The sequence below is a fragment of the Geodermatophilus sp. SYSU D00663 genome (assembly GCF_054050655.1).
This window is the reverse complement of the sequence record NZ_JBJGZT010000034.1, coordinates 27,978-41,993: the sequence shown is the minus strand read 5'-3', so window position 1 is coordinate 41,993 and position 14,016 is coordinate 27,978. Positions and strand designations below refer to the sequence as shown.

General features: G+C 78.3%; 14 protein-coding genes. 8 read left to right on the top strand and 6 right to left on the bottom strand.

Annotation, left to right across the window (positions count from 1 at the left end; genetic code table 11):
• Positions 1 to 149: 149 nt before the first annotated feature.
• The 5 genes from ACI79Z_RS20760 to ACI79Z_RS20740 form a co-directional block, all read right to left on the bottom strand.
• Positions 150 to 509: a hypothetical protein gene (locus ACI79Z_RS20760; protein ID WP_456903724.1), complete on the bottom strand. Its 360-nt coding sequence runs from the start codon at positions 507 to 509 to the stop codon at positions 150 to 152.
• A gap of 80 nt (positions 510 to 589) precedes the next feature.
• Positions 590 to 1,570: a universal stress protein gene (locus ACI79Z_RS20755; protein ID WP_387994231.1), complete on the bottom strand. Its 981-nt coding sequence runs from the start codon at positions 1,568 to 1,570 to the stop codon at positions 590 to 592.
• Between the two features lie 352 nt (positions 1,571 to 1,922).
• Positions 1,923 to 2,741 carry a DUF6544 family protein gene (locus tag ACI79Z_RS20750; RefSeq protein ID WP_456903721.1) on the bottom strand — a complete coding sequence of 273 codons (819 nt, stop codon included), beginning with the start codon at positions 2,739 to 2,741 and terminating at the stop codon, positions 1,923 to 1,925.
• A gap of 222 nt (positions 2,742 to 2,963) precedes the next feature.
• Entirely contained in the window at positions 2,964 to 3,440 is a 477-nt protein-coding gene (locus tag ACI79Z_RS20745; RefSeq protein WP_387994226.1) for a hypothetical protein, read from the bottom strand.
• A 245-nt stretch (positions 3,441 to 3,685) separates the two neighbouring features.
• Complete coding sequence (locus tag ACI79Z_RS20740; RefSeq protein WP_387994224.1) at positions 3,686 to 4,114, bottom strand: hypothetical protein; 429 nt, start codon at positions 4,112 to 4,114, stop codon at positions 3,686 to 3,688.
• 191 nt (positions 4,115 to 4,305) lie between these two features.
• Between ACI79Z_RS20740 and ACI79Z_RS20735 the strand changes: the two genes are divergently transcribed.
• The 4 genes from ACI79Z_RS20735 to ACI79Z_RS20720 all read left to right on the top strand — a co-directional run bounded on the left by ACI79Z_RS20735 (position 4,306) and on the right by ACI79Z_RS20720 (position 6,964).
• On the top strand, positions 4,306 to 4,575 hold the full coding sequence (locus ACI79Z_RS20735) for a DUF1876 domain-containing protein (RefSeq protein ID WP_387994222.1): 270 nt from the start codon (positions 4,306 to 4,308) through the stop codon (positions 4,573 to 4,575).
• Positions 4,576 to 4,703: 128 nt separating this feature from the next.
• Positions 4,704 to 4,898 carry a hypothetical protein gene (locus tag ACI79Z_RS20730; RefSeq protein ID WP_387994219.1) on the top strand — a complete coding sequence of 65 codons (195 nt, stop codon included), beginning with the start codon at positions 4,704 to 4,706 and terminating at the stop codon, positions 4,896 to 4,898.
• A 120-nt stretch (positions 4,899 to 5,018) separates the two neighbouring features.
• Positions 5,019 to 5,942, top strand: coding sequence for an alpha/beta hydrolase (locus ACI79Z_RS20725; protein ID WP_456903717.1), 924 nt, complete (start codon positions 5,019 to 5,021; stop codon positions 5,940 to 5,942).
• Between the two features lie 47 nt (positions 5,943 to 5,989).
• On the top strand, positions 5,990 to 6,964 hold the full coding sequence (locus ACI79Z_RS20720) for a zinc-binding dehydrogenase (RefSeq protein WP_456903716.1): 975 nt from the start codon (positions 5,990 to 5,992) through the stop codon (positions 6,962 to 6,964).
• Positions 6,965 to 9,645: 2,681 nt separating this feature from the next.
• On the opposite strand, the gene ACI79Z_RS20715 is transcribed toward ACI79Z_RS20720, so the two are convergent.
• Entirely contained in the window at positions 9,646 to 9,885 is a 240-nt protein-coding gene (locus ACI79Z_RS20715) for a hypothetical protein (RefSeq protein WP_456903714.1), read from the bottom strand.
• 222 nt (positions 9,886 to 10,107) lie between these two features.
• Here ACI79Z_RS20715 and ACI79Z_RS20710 point away from each other — a divergent pair, with 222 nt between their 5' ends.
• The 4 genes from ACI79Z_RS20710 to ACI79Z_RS20695 all read left to right on the top strand — a co-directional run bounded on the left by ACI79Z_RS20710 (position 10,108) and on the right by ACI79Z_RS20695 (position 14,012).
• Entirely contained in the window at positions 10,108 to 11,040 is a 933-nt protein-coding gene (locus ACI79Z_RS20710; protein WP_456903712.1) for a hypothetical protein, read from the top strand.
• A 97-nt stretch (positions 11,041 to 11,137) separates the two neighbouring features.
• A complete protein-coding gene (locus ACI79Z_RS20705) occupies positions 11,138 to 11,389 on the top strand; it encodes a hypothetical protein (RefSeq protein WP_387994204.1) in 252 nt (83 codons plus the stop codon).
• A complete protein-coding gene (locus ACI79Z_RS20700) occupies positions 11,386 to 12,216 on the top strand; it encodes a hypothetical protein (protein ID WP_387994201.1) in 831 nt (276 codons plus the stop codon). The genes ACI79Z_RS20705 and ACI79Z_RS20700 overlap by 4 nt, the downstream gene beginning before the upstream one ends.
• Positions 12,216 to 14,012, top strand: a complete 1,797-nt coding sequence (locus ACI79Z_RS20695) for a fumarate reductase/succinate dehydrogenase flavoprotein subunit (protein ID WP_387994198.1) — start codon at positions 12,216 to 12,218, stop codon at positions 14,010 to 14,012. The genes ACI79Z_RS20700 and ACI79Z_RS20695 overlap by 1 nt, the downstream gene beginning before the upstream one ends.
• Positions 14,013 to 14,016: the final 4 nt, after the last annotated feature.

Here is a 14,016-nt window from a genome sequence, read left to right as displayed (position 1 = left end):
CCCCCCCCCCCCCCCCCCCCCCCCCCCCCCCCCCCCCCCCCCCCCCCCCCCCCCCCCCCCCCCCCCCCCCCCCCCCCCCCCCCCCCCCCCCCCCCCCCCCCCCCCCCCCCCCCCCCCCCGGAACGGTCGTGCCCTGCACGGCTGAGGAGTCAGGTCCCGAGCCGGCCGCCGCCGTTCCCGGCCGCGGCCGGGTCGACCGCGTCTGCCTCGACCGCGCCCGGCGTCGTCGGGAGGCCCGACACGCGGCCGACGACGAGCTCGTCGACCTCCAGCCGCGCCACCCGCACGGTGCGCAGGTCCGCGCGTCCCACGGCCACGCGGCCCACGGCCAGCCGTCCCACCGCGAGCCGTCCCACGGCGAGCGAGCCGACCGCCAGACCGCCCACTGCCGCCGAGCCGAGCGCCACCGCGCCGACCGCCAGCGCCCGGACCGCCACGGGGCCGACCGCGCGGCCGCCGGCCGTGCGCCTGCCGGCCGTGCGTCGGCCGGCCTTGCGTCGGCCGGCCATGTGCTCACGGCGGGCCCGTGCCACCTCTCGTCCCCGCATCGCTGCTCCCTCCCTCGGACCGGTTCCGGACGCGGCGACCGTCAGACCGAGGGCTCCGGCACCGCGCTCGTGACGGCGGGCTCCGCGGGGGCCGCCTGCTGCGCGACCCGCCCGGGGTGCACCACCATGACCGGGCAGGGCGCGTGCACCGCGCAGTGCAGGGCCACGGAGCCGAGGACCATCCCGCCCAGGCGGCTGCGGCTGCGGCTCCCGACGACGAGCAGCGCGGCGCCGTCCGCGTGCTGCACCAGCGCCTCCCCCGGGGACCCCTGCACCACCCGGAGGTCGGTCCCCGCCACCGACCCGAGCACGTCGGCGACGAACGCCGTCACGCGGGCGCGGGCGTGCTCCTCGGTCTCGGAGGCCGGCGGTGCGGTGATCGCGTACAGGTCGCTCCAGTAGGACGCCGGCTGGTAGGCGGCGACCACCTCGAGCCGCGCGCCGAGGCGCTCGGCCTCGCGGGCGGCGCGGGCGAGGGCGGCACGGGACGTCGCCGAGTCGTCCACGCCGACGACGACCCGCGGCGGGGGCTCGACCGCTCCCGGGTGCACGACGACGACCGGGCACGGCGCGTGGGCCACGCAGTGCAGGGCCACCGAGCCCAGCAGCGCGCTGCGGACGCGGCCCCGGCCGCGGCTGCCGAGCACCAGGAGGTCCGCGCCCTCCGCCAGGGCGACCAGGTGCTCGGCCGGCGCACCCGCCGCCACCACGACGTCGGTCTGCACCTCGGCGGTGCCGGGGACGGCGGCCACGGCCGGGTCGCGGCGGACCTCCTCGACCAGCGCGCGGACCCGCTCCTCGGTGTCCGTGCGGATGGCGTCGAGCCGCTGGGTGTCGAGCAGGAACGGGTCGGTCCAGTGGAAGCCCACCGGGTAGGCGCTGGCCACCTCGAGGCGCGCTCCCGTGCGGGCGGCCGCGGCGAGGCCCCAGCCGAGCGCGGTGCGCGCCCCCGGCGACCCGTCCACACCGACGACCACGCGGCCGGGCCCCGTCGCGTCGCTGGTCCCCTGCTCCGTCGTCACCGTCCGCCTCCGTTCCCTGCCCGGTCACCCGCCGGGCCCGTTCCGACCCTGCGCCGTCCGCCCGCGTGGGTCCGCGGGCCGACGTCCCCGCGTCCGGGGACCTTCGTCCCCGGCCGCTGTACGTGCCGCCGCGGCCCCGCCCCACCTGGACCAGCCACGCCCAGACCTCCTCGGCGGGCGCGGCGACGGACACCCCCAGGGTGGTCTGCTCGGCCGGCTCGGGGACGAGCTCGTCGCCCGGGAGGGGCGCGGGCCACCTCGCCGGGCGTCGCACCCCAGTCGCGGTGCCGGTGCAGGTGCTCGAGGCCGGCGGCCCCGGCGCCGGCCAGCAGGAGGGTGCGCAGCACGGGCCTCACCGCCCCGGCGGGACGTCGAGGTCGAGGCCGACCGGTGTCATCTCGCCGTAGACGTACTCCCCCTCGGGCAGGTGCCACACTGCGGAGCCACCGGTCATGCAGGGACGGCCGCCGACGACCGTCCAGCCGCGCACCGGCGTGCTCCACGGCGTCCGCACCGGACCGCCGGGCAGGTCGGCCCAGCGGTCACCGGTCCGGAAGTCCAGCGGCCGGCCGGACCCGTCGAGGGCCACCACGGCGCTCACGGTGCGGCCGGCGTCGGTCACCGAGACGGCGAACCGGTCCTCGCCGCGGTCCTCCCACCGGGTCCGGGGGTGCAGCAGCACCGCCGGGGCCAGCAGGACGGCGTCGTTGAGCCAGGTGACCAGCTCCCCGCGGTCGAACTCCGGTCCCGAGCCGTCGGCCACGGTGACCAGGCCGAGGGCCTTGCCGAGCATCCGCCCGGTGCCGTGGCGGTAGGTGTCCCAGCCCCACATCCGCACGACGCCGCCGACCAGCAGCCGCATCCGGTAGAGCCGCGCGACCTCCTCGGCGGCGTTGTACTGCCAGGCGTCGCACGGCATCCACGGGCGGTCGGGGCCGAGGCGGAAGCGGCCGGTCCAGTGCGCCCGCAGCGACCAGGTGCGCGGCCGGCCGACCACGCCCATCGCCTCCAGGTACCGGACGGCGGCGGACGGCAGGCCGGCGAGGTCGTCCTCGGTGACCGGCGCGGGGATCGCCGGTCCGGCCGGCAGGCCCGCCGCGGCGACGCGGCGGCTGAAGGCGCGCGGCGGCCGGGCCGCCGTGTGCGGCCGGTCAGACGTGGACGTGCTCATGCGGGACCTCGCCCGGGCGGACGGGACGGGCGGCGGGCACGGCGCGCACCGGACGGGTGAGCAGCCACGCCCGAGGCTCCCGGGGTCCGGTCACGGACCGGAGGGCCTGACGGCCCGGCCGGAGCCCGGGAGGTCACGGCCGGCTCCAGCAGCACCACCCGGTCCGCGGCGCACGCGCGTGCACGGCCGGGTCCACGACCCGGTTGCGGACCTCCACGGCGATCAGCCGACCAGCCGCTCGAGCGCGGTGGCGGCCAGCAGCCGGGCCCACCACGGCCGCCGGACACCCACCGTGGGGTGGGTGCGCCGCCACAGGCGGCGGGCCGGGCGGACGGCCATCGCGCCGCCCTTCATGCTCACCCAGCCGCCGGGGCCCATCGTCACCTTCGCGACGGCCGGGCTCGGCCGCCCCGCGAGGCGGGACGCCACGGCCACCGCGCCGAGCACGACCTCGGCGGTGGTGACCACGCGGGTGACGTCGACCACGGGGTGCCAGCGCACCCGGCCGTCGCGCACCTCGAACGCGCCCAGCGGCCGCGCCCCGGCCATCTCGGCGGCGGGTCGTCGCCCGGTGCGGCCGTCGCCGGCGCTCGCGGTGTGGCTGGTCGACCGCGTCGCAGTGATCACCGTGGCGCCGTCGCGTTCCACGGGCGGGCCGAACGCCGTCCCGTCGCCGTCCCGGGTGGTGCTGTCGGTCATCGGTCCTCCCTGGTCGCCACGTCGGGGTCGACCGTCACACCTGCGGCACGGTCACCCCCGGGCCGGAGGTCCCGGCTGCGGCGTCCTTCGGTCCCTGCCGGGCTCCCCGGCCCGCGTGCGACCGCGCCGGCCGCACCCCGTCCCGGGCGGCGGCCACGGCGGCGACCGCGCGGCCGGCGTCGGCCGCCGTCGCCGCACGGGACACCGAGACCCGCATCGGCCGCCGGACGGGCCCGGGCGGCGGACTACCGCCGCGCCCCGCGCAGGCGGAGCAGCGCGAGCAGGGCGACCAGCGCCCCGACGACGCCACCGGCGATGCCGAGCCACAGCACGACGCGCACGACGACCTCCCAGCCCGGGCCGACGTCGAACGGGAAGACCTGCAGCCCGCGCACCGTGGCGGCCAGGCCGAACGCCGTCGTCACCAGCGTCCCCGCCGGCACCGATGCGCCCCCGGGACGCACCAGCTGCAGCAGGGCGACCGCGATCCCGGCGACGAGCGCGGCGTCGACGAAGGGCAGCACCCGCGTCGTCTCGCCGGTGAGGAAGGGGACGACCTCCCACCCCGGCCAGACGTGGACCACCAGCAGGAGGACGCCGTCGGCCACCACGGCGGCGACGGCGTTCGCCCGCCGCCCGGCCGTCGACGGCGGGCGGGTCCGGACCACGGTCACACCCCCGAGGCTGGGGACGTCGGGGCCGCCTCCCCAGGGCCGGAGGTCGGCACGGGGCGGGACGTACGGACGACGCCGCGCCGGGCGGCGGGACCCGGGGCCACAGGTCCCGGGCACTCCGGCCTTCCGGCCGCGTCGGCCGCCCGCCCGGAGGAGGACCCTCGGAGCCCCGCCACCGAGAGGAGGCCGACGTGGACGCGGTGAAGACCTGGACGGTGCGCATCGACATCGGCGAGCACGACGGCCGCACCCGCGCCGTCGCCCACCTGCAGCCCGGCGAGACCGCGGCACTGACCGGCATCGGGTTCGCCCGGCTGGACCCGGCCGACCGGGACGTCCCCGTGATCGGCGACGAGATCGCGGTCGCCCGCGCGCTGTCCGACCTGGCGCACCGGCTGCTGCGGACAGCGACGGACGACGTCGAGCAGTCCACCGGCGAGGCCGCGCACCTGGTGATGTGAGGGCGGTGAGTCCCGGCGTCGCCGGGAGTCCCACTGGTGACCGGCCGCTGCCGGAGACGCGCGGTCGGTCGACGACGAGGGCTCGACGCGGACCACCGGTCCGGTCCGGACACGCAGGGGAGGTGGTCGTGGACGTCCTGCACACCGGCCCCGAGGAGGACCTGCGGCTCCAGCTCCACCTGGCGCGGCTGGAGTTCGGCGCCGCACGGCGCGCGCGGCAGGTCAAGGACACGCCCGCGGCCCGGCAGCGCGTCGCGGACGCGGTCGGCCACCTCGACCGGCTGCTCGACCGGTGGAACGACCTCGCCCGGACCCCCGCCTGACCGGTGGGTCCCGGCGCGTCGGCGTCGCGGCCTGGTCGTCCCGGTCCGGCACCGGCATCGTGGGCGGGACCGCACCCGGCCCGGCCCGGCCGCGTGCGACCGCGTCCGGGAGGAGCACCCGTGCCCACGCCGTCCTTCCACCGCGACCTGCGGGCCGCACCGCTGGTCCCGCGCACCGTGGTCGGCCCGCGCAGCCTGCGCGCCGTCCGGCTGCTGACGAGGGCGCTCGCCACCACCCGGCGACGGTGGGGCGCGGTCGAGGCGCCGGTCGCGCCGGGGGTGTCGGTGCGCCTGTTCCGGCCGTCGTCGGGTCCGCCGCGCACCCCCGCGCTGCTGTGGATGCACAGCGGCGGGCTGGTCATCGGCACCGCGCGCCAGGACGACCGCGCCTGCCGCCGCTTCGCCGACCGGCTGGGCATCGCCGTCGCGTCGGTCGAGTACCGGCTCGCTCCCGAGCACCCGTTCCCCACGGCGCTGCACGACTGCCTCGCGGCCCTCCGCTGGCTCGCCGGCCGCCCGTTCGTCGACCCCGAGCGGATCGCCGTCGGCGGGGAGAGCGCCGGCGGCGGACTGGCGGCCGCGCTCGCGCTGCTCGCGCGGGAACGGGACGAGGTCCGCCCGGTCCTGCAGCTGCTCTCCTACCCGATGCTCGACGACCGGACCGCGGCGCGCACGGACGTCGACCAGCGCTGCGTGCGCCTCTGGAACGCGAACAGCAACCGGTTCGGCTGGCGGTCGTACCTCGGCCCGGCCTGGCGGACGGACGACGTCCCCCCGCTCGCGGCGCCGGCGCGCCACCCGGACCTCTCCGGCCTGCCGCCGGCGTGGATCGGCGTCGGCACGTGCGACCTGTTCCACGACGAGGACGTCGCCTACGCGCAGCGGCTCCGGCAGTCCGGGACCGGGTGCACCCTGCACGTGGTCCCCGGGGCCTACCACCTGTTCGACGGCGTCGAGCCGTGGGCGCCCGTCTCACGCGAGTTCCTCCGGGCGCGGACCGCCGCGCTGGCCGAGGCGCTGGGCCGCGGCGATCGTGCAGGCTGAGGGGCGCCGCCCCGGCGCCGGGGCACCCGGCAGGACGGAGGACACCCATGTGGGCACAGACGCTGCGCGGTCCCTTCCGGTTCGAGGAGGTGGAGGTCCCGGCCCCGGACGCCGGCGCGCTGGCACCCGGGCACGTGCTGCTGGCCACCCGCGCCGGCGCCATCTGCGGCAGCGACCTGCCCAACTTCCGCGGCGGCGTGTGGCCGCACCCGGCCGCCGAGGACGGCTGGGGCGCCACCCGGGCGCCGGGCTTCCCGATGCACGAGATCGTCGGGGAGGTCGTCGCCAGCCGGCACCCCGACCACTCCCCCGGCGACCTCGTCGTCGGCTGGGCCTCGATGTTCGACGGCATCGCGGAGCTCGTCGTCACCGACGGCGAGGGCCTGGCCGGCTACGACACCGCCCTGCCGCCCACGACCGCGGTCATGCTGCAGCCGCTGGCCTGCGTGCTGTACGCCGCCGAACAGCTCGGCGACGTGTCCGGGCAGTCGGTGGCGGTGATCGGCCAGGGCCCGATCGGCCTGCTGTTCAGCCACGTGCTCAAGGCGCGCGGCGCGGCGCGCGTGACCGGCGTCGACCCGGTGGACCGCAGCGACGCCGCGTCCGCCTTCGGCGTCGACGAGACGGTGACGGCACGCGCCGAGCGGTGGGCGGGCACGCTGTCCGACGCCGACCGTCCCGCCGTCGTCGTCGAGGCCGTGGGCCACCAGGTGACGACGCTCAAGCCGGCGCTGGACGCCGTCGCGCCCGGCGGCCAGGTCTTCTACTTCGGCGTCCCGGACGACCCGGTCTACCCGTTCGACATGATGACCTTCCTGCGGAAGAACCTGACCCTCCGCTCGGGCGTCACCCTGGAGCGCCGCCGGGTGCTGACCGACGCCGGCGCGTACCTGGCCGCGCACCCGGAGCTGCGCGACAGCTACGTCACGCACGTCCACCCGGTCGCCGACGTGGAGGCGGCCTTCGGGGCCGCGATCGCCCCCCGGCCGGGGCAGCTCAAGATCGCGGTCGACATGGCCTGACGGGCGCCGTCCCGACCCCCGTCGGAGGTCGGAGACGTGTTGCGCCCGTCGTGAGCGCCCCACCATGCTGGCGCGGCACGGGTTCCGGACGACCAGGCACCGCATCACCTGGAGGCTCCATGCGTGCACGACGACGGCGTCCCGCCGGCGCCCGAGGCGGCGGCGCGCGGCCTGTCCTCGTCCGCCCTCGCCGGCCCCGGCGCCGCCCCGTCGTCAGCCACGACCGCGACGCGTCCCGGGTGGCGTCCCGCCGCCTCCCCCGCCGCACCGAGGACGCCGTCACCGTCGCGGGGGCGCTGCTGTTCTCGGCGATCGTGGCCGGCACCGCCGACGTCGTGACGAACTCGGTCACCACCTCGGACACCGCCGCGGACCCCGCCTCCTCCGCGACGGTGTGGCTGGTCCTCGGCATCGCCCTGCTGCTCCTGGGCGGGGTGCTCTCGGCGCTGGTCGCGCGGTGGGTCAGCGGCCGGCGCCCAGCCGCGCCCCGGCCGGCCGGGGTGCGGTCCCCGGAGCGGACGGTGTGGTGGGCCCGGCTCCCCGGCCGTGCCGCGCGCACCGCGACGGGAGCCGCGGTCCTGCTCGTCACGACGGGTGTCGCCTCGCTGGCGCAGGCCCTGCAGGGCACCCCCGCCACGGGCGGGATCGTGCGCGCCTTCAGCCAGATCTGGGAGAGCCCGCCCGCCCCGTCGAGCCCACCCCCGCCCGCCGCGGCCCCGTCGAGCGAGGCGGCGCCCGCGCCGGAGGAGGCGGATGCCGGACCCCCGCGGGCTCCGGACGTCCCGGCCGCCACCGGTGAGGCGCCGCCGCCCGCGGCGGGTGGCGCCGAGGCCCCGCCGCCGGTCTCGGCGGCTCCCACCACCGAGGTCGCGCCCCCGCCGCCGCCCGCTCCGCTGCCCGAGGCGGACGCGCCCGACACCGGAGTCGCGCCGGCGCCGGCTCCCGTCGACGAGACCGCACCCCCGGCCGCACCGGAGCCGGACGTCGAGGATGGGTCCGGGTCCGGGTCCGGGTCCGGGTCCGGGTCCGGGTCCGGGTCCGGGTCCGGGTCCGGGGGCGAGGACGACGCCGAGCTCCCGACCGGGTCCGACGAGCTCCCCGAGCCGGAGACCGAGCCGGCTCCCGGGTCCGTCCCGTCGCCGCCGGAGCCCGAGGCGGAGTCCGGGCCCTCGACCGACAGCGGGTCGTCGACCGACAGCGGGTCGTCGACCGACGGCGAGCCGGCGCCCGAGCCGGAGACGCCGTCCGAGCCCGACCCCGCGACCGGACCCGAGCCCGGGACCCCGTCCGAGCCGGAGACGCCGACCCAGGTCGAGCCCGCCCCGGAGCCGGAGACGCCGACCCAGGACGAGGCGGCGCCCGACCTGGCGACCGAAACGGATCCGGGAGCGGACCAGGCGGGTGAGCCGGAGTTGCCGCCCGCCGAGGCCCCTGCGCCGGCTCCCGAGCCGGAGCCGCAGTCCGCACCGGGGACGCAGCCCGAGCCGGAGGCCACACCCGAGACCCCAGCCGCCCCGGAGCCGGAGCCTGAGCCGACGCCCGAGCCGCAGCCGGCTCCTGGTCCCGAGGCCGCACCCCAGCCGGATGCCGCGCCTGTGCCTGCGCCGGAACCCGCACCCGAGCCGGCGCCCCAGCCGGAGCCCGCGCCCGAGCCGGCGCCCCAGCCGGAGCCCGCGCCTGGACCGGCGCCCGCACCCTCACCGGAGCAGGCACCCGCGCCCCAACCCGCGCCCGCACCTCCACCCGGGCCGGAACCGGCACCCGAGTCCGAGACGGCGCCTGCGCCGGCCCCTGTCCCGGGGCCGGCACCTGCCCCGGAGCCGGCACCTGCCCCGGAGGCGGCACCGCAGCCGGAGGCGGCACCGCCAGCCGCGCCGGAAGCCCCGTCAGGGCCGGCGCCCCAGCCCGAGCCGCAGCCGGCGCCCGGTCCCGCGCCGGAGCCGCTACCCGAGGCCGACGAGTCGCCGGCACCGGCAGACGACCAGCCACCGGTGCCGCAGCCCGAGGTCCCGCCCCCGCCGGTGCCCCAGCCGGAACAGGCACCTGGCCCGGAAGCGCCTCCGGTTCCCGAGCCGGCGCCCGCACCCGAGCCGGCGCCCGCACCCGAGCCGGCGCCCGCACCCGCACCGGTGCCACAGCCCGCGCCCGCGCCGGGACCCGAGGCGGCACCCCAGCCGGAACCAGTGCCGGCGCCCGAGCCGCCACCGGCACCTGAGACCCAGCCGGCGCCAGCGCCCGAGCCCGCACCGGAACCGGTACCGGCGCCCGAGCCGCCACCGGCTCCCGCACCCCAGCCCGAGCCTGAGCCGGAGCCGGAACCCGAGGCGGCACCCCAACCGGAGCCGGCACCGGCACCTGAGCCGGCACCCGCACCCGAACCGGCACCCGAGCCCGAACCGGCACCCGAGCCGGCACCCGAGCCGGCGCCCGCCGACGAACCTCCGCCGGCGCCCGAACCGGCGCCCACGGAAGAACCGGCCCCCGCGGAAGAACCGGCCCCCGCGGAAGAACCGGCCCCCGCGGAAGAACCGGCCCCCGCGGAAGAACCGGCCCCCGCGGAAGAACCGGCCCCCGCGGAGGAGCCGGCCCCCGCGGAGGAGCCGGCCCCCGCGGAGGAGCCGGCGCCCGCACCCGAGCCCGCGGAGGAGGCGCCCCCGGCGCCGTGAGCGGCCCCGGCGCGGTCAGCCGCGCCGGGGTACCCCCGGGGTGCCGTCGTGCGGGCCGGCGGACCGCGCGGACCGGGCGTCCAGCCACGACTGGAAATCCGCCCGGCCGCCGGCGCCCGACCGCGCCGCGCCGACCACGGCCAGGACCACGACGACGGCCACGAGCAGCAGCAGGCCGACGACGATGGACTCCCAGCCGAACAGCGGCGGGACGGTCATGCTCCCCGGGTCCGGCGGGGTCGGGACGTCTGCCATGGGCCGAGCGTGCCCGACCGCGCGCCCCGGCGACGCCCGTCCGCGGTCTTCCACCCGGGAGGGCGACGTCACGCTGAGACACCCCCGGAGCCGGCGGCACCCGATCAGGCGCGCCGGGGTCGCCTCCCGGGTGATCCCACCTCGGACGTACGGACGACGCCGCGGCCGGCCGCTCTACCGTCCCGGGAACCGGAACGGACCCGGACGGAGGGAGGCAGCGGGATGACCGCCGAGCTGCAGGTCGACGAGGAGCTCCGCTCGACGGGTCTGGAGCGGCGCCGGCCCAACGTCTCTGGGGACCTGTCCACCGTCCTCGAGGCCGGCCCGATGTTCGGCCGCGCCGTGGCCGGCTACGACCGCTTCCAGGTCGACACCTACGTGCAGTGGGCCGAGGACCAGCTCGCCACCGCCGACCGCGAGCGCGAGCACCTCGTCACCCGCCTGCTGAGCACCCGCGCCGCGCTCGACGAGGCCCGGGCGCTGCTCGGCCACTCGTCCGGCGGTGGGGAGTTCCTCCAGGTGTCCCGGCGGATCGGGTCGGTGCTCGCCGCCGCGGCCGACGAGGCCGAGGGCATGCGCGCCGAGGCGGAGGCCGCCTGGGCCGCCGCCTCCGAGCAGGCGGAGCGGGTCGTCGCCCGCGCCCAGCGGACCCTCGCCGACGCCGAGGCCGAGGCCGACCGGACGGCGGCCGCGGCGGCCGCGTACGAGGCGGAGTGCGCCGCGCGGGCCGCCCGGCTCCTCGACGAGGCCGAGCGGTCGGCCGCCGCTACCCGGGCCGAGGCCGCGGCGCGGCTGGACGACGTCCGGGCGGCGGAGCGCCGCGCCGCCGCGGACGCCGACCGGGTGCGGCAGCGTGCCGAGGAGGACGCGGTCCGGGCGCGGGCCGGCGTCGTGGCGATGCTGGCCACCGGGCGCGAGGAGCGGCGGCGCGCCGACGCCGAGGCGGCCGCCACCCGGGAGCGCCTCGACCGGGAGGCCGTCGCGCGCCGTGCCGCCCTCCTGGCCGAGCTGGCGGAGCTCGGGCGGCAGCGGTCCGCGCTCCGGGCGGAGCTCGACCTGCTCGCCCGCCCCGCGCCCGTGCCGCCGCCCGACCGGTGGGACGTCCTCCGGCAGTGGGCGGGCCTCCTGCGCGGGGTGCGCGACCGCGCGTCCTGACCCCGGACGGCGCAGCGCCCCCTTTCCCCGGCCCGGCGTCGGTGGTGCACTTCCCCCCTCGGCTTCCCGGCGACGCCAGCAGGGTCTGGAGGCGGCGATGTCCCTGGAGCAGGACGTGGCGGCGGCCCGCCGCGCGGTGGACGCGCTGGAGGAGGCGTGCGCACCGCTGACGGGGCACTTCGGTGACACCGTGGACGCCCGCCGGCTCAGGGTCGACGTCGCCCGGCTGCGCGACGACCTGGCCCTCCTGTGCGGCGCCCGGGTCGCCACGCCCCGGGAGCCGTTCGCGGTCGTCTACGGCGACGGCGACGACGAGGGCCTGGGCGGGTCCGGCCGCACCCGCCGGTGACCACCACCTCGCCGCGCGGGACGGGGGCGACCTCGGCCGGACGCGGCGACGGCGGGCCGGCCCCGCGCCGCGCGACGATCGCGGCGCGCACGCTGCGCACCGACCGCTGGTGGCTGCAGCCGGCGATCACGGTGGCGGCGCTGCTCGCGTTCGTCGTCTACGCGACCGTCCGGGCGTTCCAGAACGCCCACTACTTCTCCGAGCCCTACATCTCGCCGTTCTACTCGCCGTGCCTGTCGACCCGGTGCGAGGGCGACACCTTCCCGGAGCTGTTCACCGGCCCGACGTGGATCTCCCCGGCGATCTACATCCTGGTCTTCCCGCTGGGCATCCGGCTGACCTGCTACTACTACCGGAAGGCCTACTACCGGTCGTTCTGGCTGTCGCCGCCGGCCTGCGCGGTGGCCGAGCCGCACCGGCGCTACACGGGTGAGACGCGGTTCCCGCTGGTCGGGCAGAACGTGCACCGCTACTTCCTCTACGCGGCGCTGCTCATCAACGTCGTCCTCTTCTACGACGCCGTCCTCGCCTTCCGCGACGAGACCGGCGAGTGGGGCCACATGGGCCTGGGCACGCTCGTGCTGCTGGTCAACGCGACGCTGCTGGCCCTCTACTCGCTGTCCTGCCACTCGTGCCGGCACGTCGTCGGCGGGCGGCTGAACAACTTCTCCCGGCACCCGCTGCGCTACCGCGCCTGGACGCTGGTCTCCCGGCTCAACGCCCGCCACATGCAGTGGGCGTGGGCGTCGATGGCCAGCGTCGCGCTGGCCGACCTCTACGTCCTCCTGCTCGCCACCGACACGATCCGGGACGTGAGGTTCTTCTGATGGAGCTCGAGCGGCACGCCTACGACGTCGTGGTGGTGGGGGCCGGCGGCGCCGGACTGCGCGCGGCGATCGCGGCGCACGAGGCCGGGGCGCGCACCGCCGTCGTCTGCAAGTCCCTGCTCGGCAAGGCGCACACGGTCATGGCCGAGGGCGGCATCGCCGCGGCGATGGGCAACGCCTGGCCGGAGGACGGCTGGCGGGTGCACTTCCGGGACACCATGCGCGGCGGGAAGATGCTCAACCACTGGCGGATGGCCCAGATCCACGCGCAGGAGGCGCCCGACCGGGTGCGGGAGCTCGAGGACTGGGGCGCGCTGTTCGACCGCACCCCCGACGGGCTGATCAGCCAGCGCGACTTCGGCGGCCACCGCTACGCCCGGCTCGCGCACGTCGGCGACCGCACCGGCCTGGAGCTCATCCGCACCCTGCAGCAGCGCACCGTCGCCCTCGGCGTCGACGTGTTCATGGAGTGCACGGTCACCCGGCTGCTCACCGACGACGAGGGCGTCACCGGGGCGTTCGGCTACTGGCGCGAGTCGGGCCGGTTCGTGGCCTGGGAGGCGCCGTCGGTGGTCCTGGCCACCGGCGGCATCGGCAAGGCCTACAAGGTCACCTCGAACTCGTGGGAGTACACCGGCGACGGGCACTCGCTGGCGCTGCAGGCCGGTGCCGGGCTGGTGAACATGGAGTTCGTCCAGTTCCACCCGACCGGAATGGTCTGGCCGCCGTCGGTGCGCGGGATCCTGGTCACCGAGAGCGTCCGCGGCGACGGCGGGGTGCTGCGCAACTCGGCCGGCAACCGGTTCATGTTCGACTACATCCCGGACTACTTCCGCAAGGAGACGGCGGAGACCGAGGACGAGGCCGACCGCTGGTACGACGACAAGAAGAACAACCGGCGCCCGCCCGAGCTGCTGCCCCGCGACGAGGTCGCCCGCGCCATCAACAGCGAGGTCAAGGCCGGCCGCGGCTCCCCGCACGGCGGCGTCTTCCTCGACATCGCCACCCGCCGCCCGGCCGAGTACGTCCGCCGCCGGCTGCCGTCGATGTACCACCAGTTCAAGGAGCTGGCGGACGTCGACATCACCGCCGAGGCGATGGAGGTCGGCCCCACCTGCCACTACGTGATGGGCGGCGTCGAGGTGGACCCGGACACCGCCGCGGCGTCCGTGCCCGGGCTGTTCGCGGCGGGCGAGGTCGCCGGCGGCATGCACGGGTCCAACCGGCTGGGCGGCAACTCGCTGTCGGACCTGCTGGTGTTCGGCCGCCGCGCCGGCGCCGCCGCGGCCGAGCACGCGGCCAAGCGGGCCGGCGTGGTCGCGCTCGCCGAGGAGGCGCTGGCCGACGCCGCCCGGGCGGCGCTGGCGCCGTTCGAGCGGGAGGGGGGCGAGAACCCGTACACCGTGCAGCTGGACCTGCAGCAGACGATGCACGACCTGGTCGGGATCATCCGCACCGCGCCGGAGATGGAGCAGGCGCTGGCCCGCATCGCCGCCCTGCGGGAGCGGGTCGCGGCGCTGTCGGTCGAGGGGCACCGGCAGTACAACCCCGGCTGGCACCTGGCGCTGGACCTGCCGCACCTGCTGCTGGTCAGCGAGTGCATCGCCCGCGCCGCGCTCGCCCGCGAGGAGAGCCGCGGCGGGCACACCCGCGACGACTTCCCCGCGACCGACCCGGAGTGGGGGCGCACCAACCTGGTCTGCACCCGGACGGCGGACGGCGGGGTGACCGTGGCCCGGCAGCCGCTGCCGCAGATGCCGCCGGAGCTCGCCGAGGTCTTCGAGGAGGGGACGTGACCGA